Origin of the sequence: Streptomyces sp. NBC_00461 (assembly GCF_036013935.1) — a bacterium.
Classification (GTDB): Bacteria; Actinomycetota; Actinomycetes; order Streptomycetales; family Streptomycetaceae; genus Streptomyces.
In genome coordinates this window covers 4,552,545-4,566,539 of record NZ_CP107902.1, presented here as the reverse complement: position 1 = coordinate 4,566,539, position 13,995 = coordinate 4,552,545, and the positions used below count along the sequence as shown (strand labels likewise).

Sequence of the window (13,995 nt, the reverse complement as noted above, 5' to 3'; positions counted from 1 at the left end):
AGGGAAAACGCTTGGCGGACGAAAGGTGCCTCGCCATAGGCCGACACGGCGCATAGAAGGGCGGAATGTCCCAAATGGCTACGCTACGTGTGTATATGCTCACATTAAGTAGTCAAGCAAGGGCGTCATGCCCAGCTAGGGAAGGGTCTAACTATGCGCAAGTTCCAGCGGGTCGCGGTCGTAGTCGCAGCGGTCGCCGGGCTGTCCGCTCTCGGCGCCGGCGTCAGCAGCGCCGGCGGCTACGACGGTGGGGTCACCGCGGTGGCGTCGTCGCAGGCCAACGCCATCGCGACGTCGGGCGCCCCGTACGGCACGCAGGCCGCTCCGCAGGCGGCCCCGTCCTTCGCGCCCACGAACGGCTCCAACTACGCGCCGGAGACGGGCTACTACGCGGCCCCGCAGACCGGCTACGCGGCCCCGCAGACCGGCTACGCCGCACCGCAGACGGGCTACGCCGCGCCGCAGGCCGGTTACGGCCAGTACGCCGCCCCGTACGGCACCAAGTAAAGGAAGCGCCGAGGGCCCGGTGCGCAGGCTTCAGCGGGCCCCGTAGCAACACCCCTCACAAAGCAATGGCAGCCCGGACGCGCGGCAAAACCATCACGGTGCGCGTCCGGGCTGCGCCAATGCCGTCGCCGGATGCGTTTGATGACGCGTCAGGCGCCGGTTTCCGCATTTCACCCCAAGGCTCGGGCGCACGCCGATCGACGGCATCGGCGCCCGGGCCTCGACTGCAAGGGAGCACCACGCATGGTCAGTCGGCAGAAGATCGCAACCGTCACAGGCCTCATCGGGAGTCTCGCCCTGGTCTACGTCGGCGGTGCCGCGCAGGCACACGCCGACGGGTCCCCGGGCGACTGCAAGACCACGGCCGTGGGTGAAACCACCTGCGTGCACAAGACCGAGACCGTCCACAAGGGCAAGGACGGCACGTACGTCGTCAAGCAGGCGCAGAACTGCTCGACCATCTACCGGCCGCGGGTGGTGCTGCCCGAGGACAGCATGCTGGACACGGGATCCACGAACGTCGGTCCGGTCGTGGAATGCTCCAACACGACGCCGCTGCCCAAGGGTTTCAAGCGGCCTCACATCACTCGCCCTCATATCGAGTTCTGAGGCGCGACCGGGTGCGAACGGCGAATGCCGGATCGGGGATGGATCCCGATCCGGCATTCTGGCGTTCCTGGCACATCAAAGCCTCGGTGCCCCGGCCTGTGGGCCGGGGCACCGAGGAAGGTTTGTGACTTACTTGCCGACGCTGTTGTTGCAGCCCATGTTCGAGCCCAGCGAGGTCGACTGCGCGCCCGCGTTGCCTTCGCCGTTCAGCAGGTTGCCGCCCAGGCCGTTGAGGATGCCGACCTGACCGAGGACGTCGACGTTGGCGTCGTGCGACCTGCAGGTGCTGCTCTGCAGGACGCTGAAGGCAGAGGAGCCGCCACGACTGCCACCTTCGCCCGAGCCCGAACCCCAGCCGCCCTGGTCGGCGTGGGCGGCGCCGGCGCTCAGAAGTCCGACGCTGCCGAGTGCAGCGACCAGGACGGCAGCCTTGCGAAGCTTGTGCATGTCATCTCCGGTGGAGTGAAGTGGATGCGATCTGTGACAGATCGACTTCGTGTAGTTACGGAGGCTAATACGAAATATCCGTCAAAAACCGTGCGGCACGCCGTATTCGGAACGCCATCACTGCCTTGGTCGAAGGCGGGATATTTCCCGCCCGGGAAAACCGGGAAAAAGGGGGTCCCGGCACCGAGCTCCGCGCTCGGTGCCGGGACCTGATTCCCGCTTGGCCGCTATGCGACCGTCATGCGACTAGAACGCGCTGTTGTTGCAGCCCATGCTCGAGCCGATGTGGGTGTCCTGGGCGCCGGGGTTGCCCTCGCCGTTGAGCGCGTTGCCCAGCAGGCCGTTGAGCAGTCCGACCTGGCCGAGGACGTCCAGGTTCAGGTCGTGCGACTTGCAGTTGGAGCTCTGCAGAACGTTGGTGCGCTGGTCGCCGCCCTTGCCCCCGTCACGGCCGCCCTCGCCGGCCGAGGCGGTGCCGGCACCGAGGAGCGCGACGCTGCTGATGGCAGCGACCAGAACGGCAGCCTTGCGAAGCTTGTGCATGTCATCTCCGGTGGAGTGAAGTGGATGCGATCTGTGCCAGATCGACTTCGTACAGTCACGGAGATTAATAGGAAATATGGGCAAATCGACCACCGACGCGCCGTGTCGTGTGATCTTGTCGTAGAAGCACCCTGAAGCCGTATCGCCTTCTGGCGGGCCCTTCTGGAACTCCCTCGAAGGGCCCGTGCCGGGTGTGGGTATCCGCTGGTCCCGTGGCTCTAGTGGGCCTTGGCGAGGGCGTTCGCCTGGCTGTTGGACTGCCCGCAGTTGACGCCCTTGGTCTCGGCGGCGGCGAGCACGGCGACCGGGAGATTCGCGTTCAGCAGGTTCTGCGGGCTGCACTCCTGGTAGGGACGGAAGAGGTTGTTCTGCTCCACCGCGCCGGACTGCGCCGCGGCGGGCTGCGGGGTCAGCTGCGGGCTGAGCTTCGGGCTCACCTGCGGGTTGACCTGCGGGCTGACATCGGCACCGCGTTGCGGGAGCGCCTGCTGCTGAGCGGGCGAGCCGTAGGTGTGGGCGGTGGCCTGCGAGCCGGTCCAGGACGCGGCCTGAACCCCCTGCTGTGGAGCGGGCGGCGGAGCGGCGTTGTACGCGGCGGGGGCGTCGGCGAAGCTTGGGACGACGCCGATGGCCGACAGACCGCCGGCCGCTGCTGCTACGAGCGCGACGTGCTGGAACTTGCGCATGAAACCCTCGGCCCTTCATTGACGTGCATGGAACGTACTGAAATGCGGCGATGCATCATTGCTCTGACCCAGTGGGGAACGACATAAGTGCGGGCCCAGTCACGGGAGTCGGGGCGGGGTCACCCATTTGCCAGCGGAGTGAATCGTCGACCGGCGGGCTGTTCATCCGATCGATGCCAAACGGGTGACGGGCTTTTGTATGCCGTGACCGGGACCGATGAAATGTCGTTGCCAGCTGGGAGAGAACAGCGGACGTGAATCGGTGAGAGGGACGACGGGATCCGCTGTCGCCTCCGGCGTGAAGTCCACAAGACAGCCCAGGATTAACCCTGTTGGTGCGCAGTGTGAACATCAGACTGAGCGCACGCACGACTGCACTGAATACAACGGATTTCCCTGTACAGGTATTGAAGGGCCGAGGGTTCCATGCGAAAGCTTCACAAGGCCGCGCTCGTCGTAGCGGCGGCCGGCGGTCTGTCCGCCATCGGTGCCGGCGTCAGCCACGCCGACTCTTACGGCGGGTATCCCGGTGCTGCTCCGGTGCCCGCTCCCTACTACCCGGCACCTCAGGCCGCAGCTCCGGCGCCTGCTCCCCAGTACTACCAGCCCGCCCCGGCGCCCCAGTACCAGGCGCCCCCTCCGCAGTACTACCAGCCGGCCGCGGCACCTGCTCCTCAGTACTACCCGGCGCCCCAGCAGCAGGCCACGGCCGCGACCTCCGCGGCGGGCAGCGCGCAGTCCGGTCCGCAGCCGTACGCCCAGCCGATGATGCAGGCCGCTCCGGCGCCCGCGCCGCAGATCGGTCAGGCCTCCGCCTTCGCCTCGTCCGGTGGCACCGCGCAGGCCGGTGCGCCGTCGTACGCTCCCCAGCAGGCCGCTCCGCAGCAGCAGCCGGCGCAGGTCGTGCCGCAGGTCGCCCCGCAGACGGCGCCGCAGGTCACTCCGCAGGTCGCCCCCCAGGTTGCCGTGCCGCAGGTCTTCAACCCGGAGCCCCCGCCGCGGGTCGCCCCGCAGGTCAACCCGCAGGTGAACCCCGAGGTGAACCCGCTCATCAACCCGCTGATCTCGCCGGCCAGCGCGCCGCAGGTGCCCGGGCTCGGCCTTGGACAGGTCGCGGCGCCGCCCGTCGGTCAGTTGGGTCTGCCGCGACTCGGCTGACGGCCGTCGTCGGTTGTCCTCCGTCTCAACCCGATCTGCTGCAGATCACTTTCGCTCGATCAATGGAGAAGAAATGCGCAAGCTTCAGAAGGCCGCCGTCGTGGGCGCCGCCGTCCTCGGCAGCATCGGATCCTTCGGCGCCGGGCCCGCCTTCGCGCACGGCGAGCCGGGGCACGACGGCTTCGAGATCTCGCAGGGCATCGAATGTCGTTCGCACGACATGAACATCGACGTTCTCGGCAGCGTCGGCGCCCTCAACGGCGTGCTGGGCAACGCGCTGAACGGTGAAGGCAACCCGGGCGCGCAGGACCACCACCTCGGTTCGGACATGGGCTGCAACAGCAAGGCCCTCTGAGCGGCCGCATCACACCCTTCTCCGCGAGACCCTCGCCGCCCTCCCGCAGGGGTGGCTCAAAGCCCAGGCCAGGAGCGATCCGGCCTGGGCTTTCGCATGGCCGGGCGGGAGTCAGTTGCCCTGTCCGGCAAGCTCGGTGAGGGGGTCGTCCGTCAGCCGGTACACCGTCCACTCGTTCTGCGGGCGGGCGCCGAGGGAGTCGTAGAAGGCGATGGTCGGGGTGTTCCAGTTCAGGACGGCCCATTCGAGACGTTCGTAGCCGCGCTCCACGCAGATGCGGGCCAGTTCGGTGAGGAGGGCCTTGCCGTGGCCGGCGCCTCGGGCGGTGGGGCGGACGAAGAGGTCTTCGAGGTAGATGCCGTGGACGCCGCGCCAGGTGGAGAAGTTCAGGAACCAGAGCGCGAAGCCGACCGGGTCGCCGGTGGTGTCGTCGGCCGCGATGTGGGCGTAGGCGGCGGGGTGCTCGCCGAAGAGGGCCTCGTGGAGCTGGGCCTCGGTGGCCTTCGCCTCGTGCGGGACCTTCTCGTAGTCGGCCAGTTCGCGGATCAAGGCGTGGATGACGGGGATGTCGGCCGGGGTCGCGGTGCGGATCATAGAGGGGAGGCTAGCTGGGCTAATCGCGCAGGCGTCGTGCGATTTCCAGTCGGCGGGGCTCCGCCGGGCGGCCGTCCTCGACGTCCCAGAGGGTGTTCTGCAGGAGGCGGCCCAGGGTCCAGGCCCGCGCGCGGGCGCGGTCCAGGCCGAGCACGTCGGTCATGGCGTCGAAGCGCCAGCGGATCTCGTCGGCGTCGAAGTTGTTGTCGAGCGCCGGCCAGAGCTCGAAGCCCGGGTCGCCGGCCAGGGGTTTGGGGTCGATGGCGAGCCAGGGGGCGCGGTCCGAGGCGAGGACGTTCTCGTCGTGCAGGTCCCAGTGCAGGAGGCGGTCGCCGGGTTCGTCCACGACCTCCCGTACGGCGGCCGCGCCGTCCGCGACCAGGCGGCGGGTGTCGGGGTCCGGGATGCGCTCCAGCGCCCACGGGGTGCGGTCCAGCATGGCCTGGGCGATGTCGCCGAGGCGGCGCATGCCCTTCGGGGCCGGCATGGCGCTGAGGTGGGCGAGCAGGTGGGCGATGACCAGGACGGCCTCGCGGGAGCTGGGGAGCGCGGAGAGCATGCGGGTGTGGTCGAGGCGCTCCAGGAGCATGGTGTGGGTCGTCTCGTCGTGGTCGAGGAGGCGGACCGCGCCGTCGCCGTCCCACAGGCGCAGGGCGACGGGCTCACCGTCGCTCTCCTCGTCCAGCAGCTGCAGCTTGAGCACGGCCGGGGTGTCGTCCGCGCGGACGACGGGCAGGACGAGGGCGGTGACTCCGTGCATGGGGCGCCCGTCCAGTCGTAGCTCCCAGCGGTGGAGGAACTCCTCCGCCAGGTCCGGCAGCGCCGCGATGAAGGCCCGACCCGCCTCGCCGTTGTACTCCGCCTGTGCCGCAGCCAGTTCGCTCGGGATGTCGATCACCCGACCGACGATACTGGCGTGCGTGAATCGCTTCATGCGAATTGACCGGGGGCTCGGAGAGAAGGTGTGGGCCTACGTCCGCTCCGCCCCCGGCACGTATGTCTGGCTGGCCATCCTGTTCGTGACCACCGTCGCGCTGCACCACATGTCACCGGAGTTCGAGCAGGAGTTCCTGCGGCAGCGGTCCACCAACATCCACGAGCTGTCGAGCGACCCGACGCGGGTGCTGGTGCAGAGCGCGATGTGGATCGACGGCGGCCACTGGTTCCCGTACGTCTTCCTCTACACGGTGTTCCATGCGCAGGCCGAGCGCTGGCTGGGGACGCTGCGCTGGCTGATGGTGTGTGTGGCCGCGCACGTGCTGGCGACGCTGATCAGTGAGGGGGCGCTGCTGAAGGCGGTCCGGGACGGGATGGTGCCGCACTCGGCGGTCAACTCCCTCGACATCGGGGTGAGTTACGCGCTCGCCGGAGTGGTGGCGGTGCTGACGTACCGGATCGCGGCGCCCTGGCGGTATCTGTATCTGGCGGGCGTGCTGGCCGTGTACGGGGTTCCGTTCGTGTCATCGCCGACCTTCACCGACTTCGGGCACCTCCTCTCCGTGCTGATCGGGCTGGCGTGCTATCCGCTGGTCAGAGGGCGTGGAAAAGCATGGAATCCGAAGGAGACAGTGGCCGCCCTGAGGGATTAGCTTTCCGGCCATGAGCAGCTCGGCGAGCAGTGTCGTGAACGGCGGGATCTCCTTCTGGTACGCGGACGACGGCCCCCCCGCGGTGCGGGAGCCGCTCGGCGGTGACGCGTCCGCGGACGTCGTGATCGTCGGGGGCGGGTACACGGGATTGTGGACCGCGTACTACCTGAAGAAGGCGGCCCCCTTCCTCCGCGTCACCGTCCTGGAGCAGAAGTTCTGCGGATACGGGGCCTCGGGGCGCAACGGCGGCTGGCTGTACAACGGGATCGCGGGTCGCGACCGGTACGCGAGGCTGCACGGGCACGAGGCCGCCGTAGGGCTGCAGAAGGCCATGAACGACACCGTCGACGAGGTCGTGAGGGTGGCGCGGGAAGAGGGCATCGAGGCCGACCTGCACAAGGGCGGGGTGCTCGAAGTCGCCACCACGCCGGCCCAGTTGGCGCGGCTGAAGGACTTTCACGCGCACGAGCTGTCGTACGGCGAGAAGGACCGTGAGCTGTACGACGCCGGTGGGACGGCCGAGCGGATCCGGGTCGCGGGCGCGGTCGGTTCGACGTGGACCCCGCACGGGGCGCGGCTGCATCCGGTGAAGCTGGTGAAGGGGCTGGCGAGGGTCGTCGAGGCACTCGGGGTGGTCATTCACGAGTCGACGCCTGTGACGGAGATCCGGCCGAAGCACGCGGTGACTCCGTACGGGACGGTCCGGGCGCCGTATGTGCTGCGCTGCACGGAGGGATTCACCGCCGGTCTGAAGGGGCATCGGCGCACCTGGCTGCCGATGAACTCCTCGATGATCGCGACCGAGCCGCTCACCGACGAGCAGTGGGAGTCGGTGGGGTGGGACGGGCTGGAGACGCTGGGGGACATGGCGCACGCGTACATGTACGCGCAGCGCACGGCCGACGGGCGGATCGCGCTCGGTGGGCGCGGGGTGCCGTACCGCTTCGGGTCGAGGACCGACAACGACGGGCGGACGCAGGAGGCGACGATCGAGGCGCTCAGGGAGATCCTCGTGCGCTTCTTCCCCTCGCTCGCCGGGGTGCGGGTCGGGCATGCCTGGTCGGGGGTGCTCGGGGTGCCCCGGGACTGGTGCGCGACGGTGACGCTGGACCGGACGACCGGGCTGGGCTGGGCCGGTGGGTATGTGGGGTCGGGCGTGGCCACGACGAATCTCGCGGCGCGGACACTTCGGGATCTGGTGCAGCTCGACTCGGGACAGGGCGGGCGGACCGGGCTGACCGATCTGCCGTGGGTCGGGCACAAGGTGCGCAAGTGGGAGCCGGAGCCCTTGCGGTGGCTCGGGGTGCAGGGGCTGTACCTCACCTATCGGGCGGCCGACCAGCGGGAGCGCAGCAGCCACAGCGTGGAGTCGTCGCGGCTGGCGCGGATCGCCGACCGGGTGGCCGGGCGGCACTGAGAGCGGTGCCGGAGGCGGCAGCGGCCAGTTGTCCACAGCCTCTGGAATCTCTTGAGTGCTGTGTCGGACCTGTGTGCCACTATCGCCTCAACGACCTATGACCCGGGGGGATTCCATGTCGGACGCCGATTCCTGTCCGCGTACGAGACGCCGGCGGGCGGCCGCTTTCTTCGCTGCCGTTCCGCTGCTCGCTTCGCTGCTTGGCCTGACCGGGGCCGGTTCCGCCGCTGCCGTCGAGGCCGCCGATACCGAGTGCGCGACGCTCGCCGTCGCTCCGTTCGGCGACCCGGGCGACGCCGTGGGCAGGGCGACCGTCGTTCCCGGCGCGAGTGCCTGCTACACCGTCACCGCCGAGGCGCCGGGCCTGTACCTGGTGCCGTTGCAGGACAGCAGCAACGGCGCGTACCGGCAGGTGCTGGCGGCCGACGGCAGCCAGGTGGACTGCAACGGGGACGAGTACGCCACGAACGGCATGTGCGCGCTGCCCTCGGCGGGCACGTACACGGTCAAGGTGGTCAACGACGGCTGGACGGACGCGGAGACCGCGGTCGCCGTCGTCCCGCTCGGTGGCACGAAGGGCTGCGCGGACCCCGCCGGCACCAACTGGGACCAGCCGGACGACAGCCGTACGGCCGTGAGCCCGGTGGAGGTCGACTGCCTGCCGTTCGAGGCGAAGGAGGGCGAGCGGATCCGGCTCACCCACGGCTCGAAGGTGTACGGCGACTCCCTCGCCTGGATCACCGACGCGACCGGCGCCCGCGTCTGCCCGCACTTCCCGGAGGACGGCGAGGACAGCTGCGTGCTGCCCGGTGGCGGGCCCTTCCGGGTGATCTCCCGGGTCTCGTACACGGAGAAGGGGTTCCCCGCCCAGTACGGCGTGAAGGTGCGCCGGCTGAACGATCCGCGGGGCTGCACCGCCGCGCCCGTCCGGCCCTACGGTGCGCCGGCGCAGCAGGACCTGACCACGAACCCCTGCTACACGTTCACCGTCGGCAGGTCGGGCCCGTACACCGTGCACTACGTGAGCGAGGATCGGTCCGCCGGTCCAGTGAGTGTGTACGACGCGGACGGTCTGACCGTGTGCCGGTCCGGCGACGACCCCTGCCGGATAGCGAAGGCGGGCACATACACGGCGGTCCTCGACGGCTCGTACCCCTTCCAGGACTCCCGTGAGGGGCTGGTCGTGTTCGACCGGGCTTCCGACTCCGGGTGTGCCGCTGTCGGAACGGGGCTGTACAAGGGCGAGTTGAGCGCTGTGGGGCAGTACGACTGCCTTTCGCTCTCCGCTCCGCAGGGCGCCCGGATCGCCGCGCTCACCCCGCTGATCTCGTCCGGGGTGGACGCCGATGTGGAGGTCCTCGACCGGGACGGCACGGCGCAGTGCGACGCCACGGCGCTCTCGAACGGCGACTGCGCGCTCACGGGTACCGCCCCCTACCGGGCGCTGGTGCACACCGAGGACAGCGCGGACGACGCGACCGGCGCCTACTCCGTCGCCTTCCATCGCACCGACGCCGCGAACGACTGCCCCGTGCTGCCCGCCGGGAGCTTCGCCGCCGACGGCGCCAAGGCCACGCTTGCCACCGGTGACGGCGTCTTCTCGCACTGCCTGAGCATCCCCGCGGACGCGCACACGGGTGCGGAGGTCTTCCAACTCCTCGCCACCTCCGGCGGCGTTCCCGCGAAGTTCTCGGTGCTGGACTCCACCGGCAAGAAGGTCTGCGACCGTATCGCCACCACCGACGGCTGGACGGTGTGCGCGCTGACCCCCGGCAAGGCCCACACCGTGCTGGTCACGGGCCAGGACAAGGCCGCCACGTACACGCTGGCCAGACGTGACGTCACCGCGACCGCCGACGCGGCGGGCTGTACGCGCACCGCCGCGGTGAAGGTCGGCGGACCGTCCGTCAAGGGCGGCTACGGTGCCCCGGGCACCCTGAACTGCCACCAGGTCACCACCGACGCGACCACCGACGTCGTACACCTCGATGTGCGGGACGCGCTGGGCACGGCCAACATCGCGGTCATGGGCGGTGACGGCAAGCCGGAGTGCTCCTTCCGCAACCGCTCCTGCGCGGCCACCGGTTCCACCACTCACCAGGTTCTGGTGCAGACCCCGGCCACCCTCAAGGCGTCGCCCGAATACCACCTGGACGCCCTGCGCGTCGCGACCGCCGACGGTCCCGCGCCGGAGTGCACCAGGGTGCCGTCGGTGGCGTACGGCTACGGGCCGATCACCGGCACGCTCGACGAGTCGCACACCGCCGTGTGCGCCGTCCTGCCCACCGCCGGGTTCGACCGCTTCGACGCCGCGATCACCGACACGACCGGCGCCGCCACCACCGCTGTGCCGGTCCTCTACAACAGCGCCTGGAACAACGGCTGCACGCTGTACATGCCGACCGGCTACCAGTGCGCGGCGGGTGGTTCGTCCACCGGGGCCGCGCAGAGCGTGTTCCTGCTCGGCCTTCCCGAGAAGGCGTCCAGAACGTCCTACAGCGCCAAGTTGAGCTGTACGTCCCCGCTGTGCGGCACGGACAAGGTGAGCGTCACCGGGGTCAGCCCGGACACCGGGGTGAGCGGCAGCAAGGTGCGGCTGACGGTGACCGGCACCGCGCTCGGCCCGAACGACACGGTCCGCCTGAGCCTGAGCGGCAAGACCCTGACCGCCACGACGGACTCGGTCTCCGCCGACAACAGGACGCTGACGGCCACGGTCGACCTCACGGGCGCGGCGACCGGCACCTGGAACGTCAGCGTGATCGCGCACGGCGTCGAGTACCAGCACGGCACCTTCACCGTGACCCGGCCCCAGCTGACGAACACGGCCGCCCCCAAGGTGACGGGTACGGCCAAGGTGGGCGCCAAGGTCACCGCGGCGGCCGGGAGTTGGTCGGCGGCCCCTTCGTCGTACACCTACCAGTGGACGGCCGACGGGAACGCGATCAGCGGGGCCACGGCGTCGACGTACACGATTGCGGCGGCGCAGCTCGGCAAGAAGCTCGGTGTGACGGTCACCGCGGCCAGGAGCGGCTGGCAGAGCGGGACGGCGGCCTCGGCGGGGGTGGCCGTCGCCAAGGGGGACGCGCCCAAGGCGACCAAGGTGCCGGTGATCAGCGGGACGGTGAAGGTCGGCAGGACGCTCAAGTCGACGGCCGGGACCTGGAGTCCGACGGCGACCTCGTACGCGTACCAGTGGTACGCGAACGGGAAGGCGATCAGCGGGGCGACCCGGTCCTCGCTGGTGCTGAAGCCGGCGCAGAAGGGCAAGAAGATCACCGTGAAGGTGGTCGCGCACCGCACCGGTCACCAGGACGGGTCGGCGGTGAGCAAGGCGAGCGGCGCGGTCGCCGGGTGAGTGGTTGACCGGGTGCCCGGGTGCCTGGGTGGTCGGGTGAGCTGAGGGGGAGGGGTCCGCGGTCCGTGGGGCCCCTCCCCGGTCTTATGGCACCGGCTCCGGTCCTGCGACTCCGGTTACGACACCGGTTCCGGTACGGGCGCTTCCGCCGGGGCGCCGTGCCTGGGGGCCTTCGCCGTCACCATCAACCCCGCGACCAGGCCGGCCAGGAGCATGATGCCGGCGGCCCACCAGATGGCGACCGTGTAGCCGTGGACGACGCCCTCCCTGGCGATCAGGGCCTGCTGCGCGGGACCGTGGAGATGCGCGGCGATGTAGGTCGCGCTGCTGGTGGTGGCGATGGTGTTCAGCAGGGCCGTACCGATCGAACCGCCCACCTGCTGTGCGGTGTTGACGGTCGCCGAGGTCACACCCGAGTCCTGGGGCGCGACGCCCGCCGTCGCGGTGGCGAAGACCGGCATGAAGGTCAGCCCCATGCCGAGACCCATCAGGAGCAGGGCGGGCAGGATCTCGGTGGCGTAGGACGAGTCGACCGTCAACTGCGTGAGGATCACCATGCCGCCCGCCGCGAGGATCATGCCGGGGACCATCAGCAGGCGCGGCGGGACGCGGTTCATCAGCCGGGCGGATATCTGGGTGGAGCCGATGATGATCGCTGCGGTGAGGGGCAGGAAGGCCAGGCCGGTCTTCAGGGGCGAGTAGACGAGGATGACCTGGAGGTAGTAGGTCATGAACAGGAACAGCCCGAACATGCCGATGACGGCGAGTCCCATGGTCAGGAAGCAGCCGGCGCGGTTGCGGTCCTTGACGATGTGGAGGGGGAGCAGGGGCGTCCGTGCCCGCGACTGCCACCACACGAAGGCCATCAGGAGTACGACGCCCGCCGCCAGCAACCCCAGCACCAGCGGGTCGGTCCAGCCGCGCGGCTCGGCCTCACTGAAGCCGTACACGATCGCGACCAGGCCGCCGCAGCCCAGCACCGCACCCGGTACGTCGAGGCGGGCGCCCGCGTGGCCGGGGCGGTCGTGCAGCAGGGCGAAGGCGCCGAAGACGGCGACGATCGCTATGGGGATGTTGACGTAGAGGCACCAGCGCCAGTTCAGGTACTCGGTGAGCAGACCGCCGACGATGAAACCGATCGCCGAGCCGCTGCCCGCGAGGGCGCCGTAGATGCCGAACGCCTTTCCGCGCTCCTTCGGGTCGGTGAAGGTCGTGGTGAGCAGCGACAGGGCCGACGGGGCCAGGAGCGCGGCGAAGGCGCCCTGCAGCGCGCGGGCGCCGAAGAGCATGGCGGAGCCGGTGGCGGCGCCGCCGAGCGCGGACGCGGCGGCGAAGCCGATCAGCCCGATGATGAACGTCCGCTTGCGGCCCACCAGGTCGGCGATGCGGCCGCCGAGCAGGAGGAGGCCGCCGAAGGCCAGCGTGTAGGCGGTGATCACCCATTGCCGGTTGCCGTCGGACATCCCGAGGTCGCGCTGTGCGGAAGGGAGCGCGATGTTCACGATGGTCGCGTCGAGCACGACCATGAGCTGCGCGAGCGCGATGATCACCAGGCCCCACCAGCGGCGGGGATCGGCGTCCCGGGGTTCACCTGTCGGGGTGACGCGCACCCGGCCAGAAGACCACGGATCGGGGAGAGCCGCATCCGCGGGCGCCTCGGGGGCGGGGGCGGGCGCGGATGCAGATGCCTTGTGACTGGGAATGTGCCTGGTCATGGCTCCAGTACCACCTTTCCGGTCGTTGCGCGGGTTTCCAGTGCCCGGTGCGCGGCCGCCGCCTCGGCGAGCGGGAAGCGCTGCACCGCGGGGGTCAGCCGGCCCGCGGCGGCCTCGGCGAGGGCGCGCAGTTCGAGGGTGCGCAGGGGGTCGGGGCCGCCGGCCTTCCGCATCATCACGGGCCCCAGGACCTGCTCGGATACGCCGTCGACGAGGTAGGGCCCGCCGCCACGGATGCCCTCGGCCGACCAGCCGAAGACGAGGTGCCTGCCGCCGGGCCCGAGCAGGGCGACGGTCTCGTGGGCGACCTCGCCGCCCACGCCGTCGAAGACGAGGGTGGCGGGGCGTCCGCCCAGATAGGCACGGATTTTGTCCGGCCAGCCCGGGCCGTTGTAGTCGACGGCGAGGTCGGCGCCGCCCGCCTGTACCCGCGCGACCTTCTCCGGGCCGCCGGCAAGACCGACGACGACGGCGCCGGCGTTCTTCGCGTACTGCACGAGCAGGGTGCCGATGCCACCCGCGGCCGCCGGGATCACGACCACGTCGTCCGGGCCCGGCTCGGCGAACTGCAGGATCCCCATCGCCGTACGCCCGGTCCCGATCATGGCGACGGCCTCGGCCCGGTCCAGGTTCTCCGGTATCTCGTGCACTCGGTCGACATCGGTGACGGCGAGTTCCGCGTAGCCGCCCGGCGCGAAGCCGAGGTGGGCGACCACCCTCTTGCCGAGCCACAGCGCGGCGACGCCCTCGCCCAGGGACTCCACGACACCGGCGACCTCACGGCCCGGGACGGTGGGCAGCCGGGTCGGCTCGGGCAGCGGGCCCTGCTCGCCTTCGCGCAGAGCGGTGTCGAGCAGGTGAACTCCGGCCGCTTCCACGGCGATACGGACCTGGCCCGGGCCCGGCGCGGGGTCGGCCACCTCCTCGTAGCGGAGGTTCTCGGCCGGACCGAAGGCGTGCAGACGGGTGGCGTGCATCGTGATCCCCCAACTGTCGGTGTGGAGCCCACCTCTGTAT

Annotated in this window: 14 protein-coding genes; 7 read left to right on the top strand and 7 right to left on the bottom strand. The window is 70.2% G+C overall.

Annotated features, from left to right (window positions below; translation table 11 throughout):
- Window positions 1–153 precede the first annotated feature (153 nt).
- On the top strand, window positions 154–507 hold the full coding sequence (locus tag OG870_RS21300) for a hypothetical protein (RefSeq protein WP_266516807.1): 354 nt from the start codon (window positions 154–156) through the stop codon (window positions 505–507).
- A 243-nt stretch (window positions 508–750) separates the two neighbouring features.
- The gene (locus tag OG870_RS21295; RefSeq protein ID WP_266516804.1) at window positions 751–1,116 is read left to right on the top strand and encodes a hypothetical protein; all 366 of its coding nucleotides are present in this window, start codon (window positions 751–753) and stop codon (window positions 1,114–1,116) included.
- Between the two features lie 129 nt (window positions 1,117–1,245).
- Here OG870_RS21295 and OG870_RS21290 read toward each other — a convergent pair whose 3' ends face one another.
- From OG870_RS21290 to OG870_RS21280, 3 genes are all read right to left on the bottom strand, one after another.
- The gene (locus OG870_RS21290; protein WP_266516801.1) at window positions 1,246–1,563 is read right to left on the bottom strand and encodes a hypothetical protein; all 318 of its coding nucleotides are present in this window, start codon (window positions 1,561–1,563) and stop codon (window positions 1,246–1,248) included.
- 246 nt (window positions 1,564–1,809) lie between these two features.
- Entirely contained in the window at window positions 1,810–2,106 is a 297-nt protein-coding gene (locus tag OG870_RS21285) for a hypothetical protein (protein ID WP_266516798.1), read from the bottom strand.
- A gap of 218 nt (window positions 2,107–2,324) precedes the next feature.
- Window positions 2,325–2,792 (bottom strand): hypothetical protein, encoded by a 468-nt coding sequence (locus OG870_RS21280; RefSeq protein ID WP_266516796.1) that lies wholly within the window; start codon window positions 2,790–2,792, stop codon window positions 2,325–2,327.
- Window positions 2,793–3,218: 426 nt separating this feature from the next.
- Here OG870_RS21280 and OG870_RS21275 point away from each other — a divergent pair, with 426 nt between their 5' ends.
- Both OG870_RS21275 and OG870_RS21270 read left to right on the top strand, forming a co-directional pair.
- Window positions 3,219–3,950, top strand: a complete 732-nt coding sequence (locus OG870_RS21275; RefSeq protein WP_266583518.1) for a hypothetical protein — start codon at window positions 3,219–3,221, stop codon at window positions 3,948–3,950.
- A 73-nt stretch (window positions 3,951–4,023) separates the two neighbouring features.
- The gene (locus tag OG870_RS21270) at window positions 4,024–4,305 is read left to right on the top strand and encodes a hypothetical protein (RefSeq protein ID WP_266516793.1); all 282 of its coding nucleotides are present in this window, start codon (window positions 4,024–4,026) and stop codon (window positions 4,303–4,305) included.
- Between the two features lie 111 nt (window positions 4,306–4,416).
- On the opposite strand, the gene OG870_RS21265 is transcribed toward OG870_RS21270, so the two are convergent.
- Both OG870_RS21265 and OG870_RS21260 read right to left on the bottom strand, forming a co-directional pair.
- Window positions 4,417–4,899 (bottom strand): GNAT family N-acetyltransferase, encoded by a 483-nt coding sequence (locus OG870_RS21265; protein WP_266583520.1) that lies wholly within the window; start codon window positions 4,897–4,899, stop codon window positions 4,417–4,419.
- Between the two features lie 19 nt (window positions 4,900–4,918).
- Window positions 4,919–5,833 carry an aminoglycoside phosphotransferase family protein gene (locus OG870_RS21260; RefSeq protein ID WP_405624534.1) on the bottom strand — a complete coding sequence of 305 codons (915 nt, stop codon included), beginning with the start codon at window positions 5,831–5,833 and terminating at the stop codon, window positions 4,919–4,921.
- On the opposite strand from OG870_RS21260, the gene OG870_RS21255 reads away from it, so the two are divergent.
- The 3 genes from OG870_RS21255 to OG870_RS21245 all read left to right on the top strand — a co-directional run bounded on the left by OG870_RS21255 (window position 5,832) and on the right by OG870_RS21245 (window position 11,263).
- Entirely contained in the window at window positions 5,832–6,488 is a 657-nt protein-coding gene (locus OG870_RS21255; RefSeq protein WP_266516785.1) for a rhomboid-like protein, read from the top strand. The genes OG870_RS21260 and OG870_RS21255 overlap by 2 nt on opposite strands.
- Before the next feature lie 10 nt (window positions 6,489–6,498).
- Window positions 6,499–7,905, top strand: coding sequence for an NAD(P)/FAD-dependent oxidoreductase (locus OG870_RS21250; RefSeq protein ID WP_266839748.1), 1,407 nt, complete (start codon window positions 6,499–6,501; stop codon window positions 7,903–7,905).
- 115 nt (window positions 7,906–8,020) lie between these two features.
- Window positions 8,021–11,263, top strand: a complete 3,243-nt coding sequence (locus tag OG870_RS21245) for a Tat pathway signal protein (RefSeq protein ID WP_266516779.1) — start codon at window positions 8,021–8,023, stop codon at window positions 11,261–11,263.
- Between the two features lie 116 nt (window positions 11,264–11,379).
- On the opposite strand, the gene OG870_RS21240 is transcribed toward OG870_RS21245, so the two are convergent.
- Entirely contained in the window at window positions 11,380–12,978 is a 1,599-nt protein-coding gene (locus OG870_RS21240; RefSeq protein WP_327691282.1) for an MFS transporter, read from the bottom strand.
- Complete coding sequence (locus OG870_RS21235) at window positions 12,975–13,955, bottom strand: zinc-binding dehydrogenase (protein ID WP_266839753.1); 981 nt, start codon at window positions 13,953–13,955, stop codon at window positions 12,975–12,977. Before OG870_RS21235 ends, OG870_RS21240 begins: the two co-directional genes overlap by 4 nt.
- Window positions 13,956–13,995: the final 40 nt, after the last annotated feature.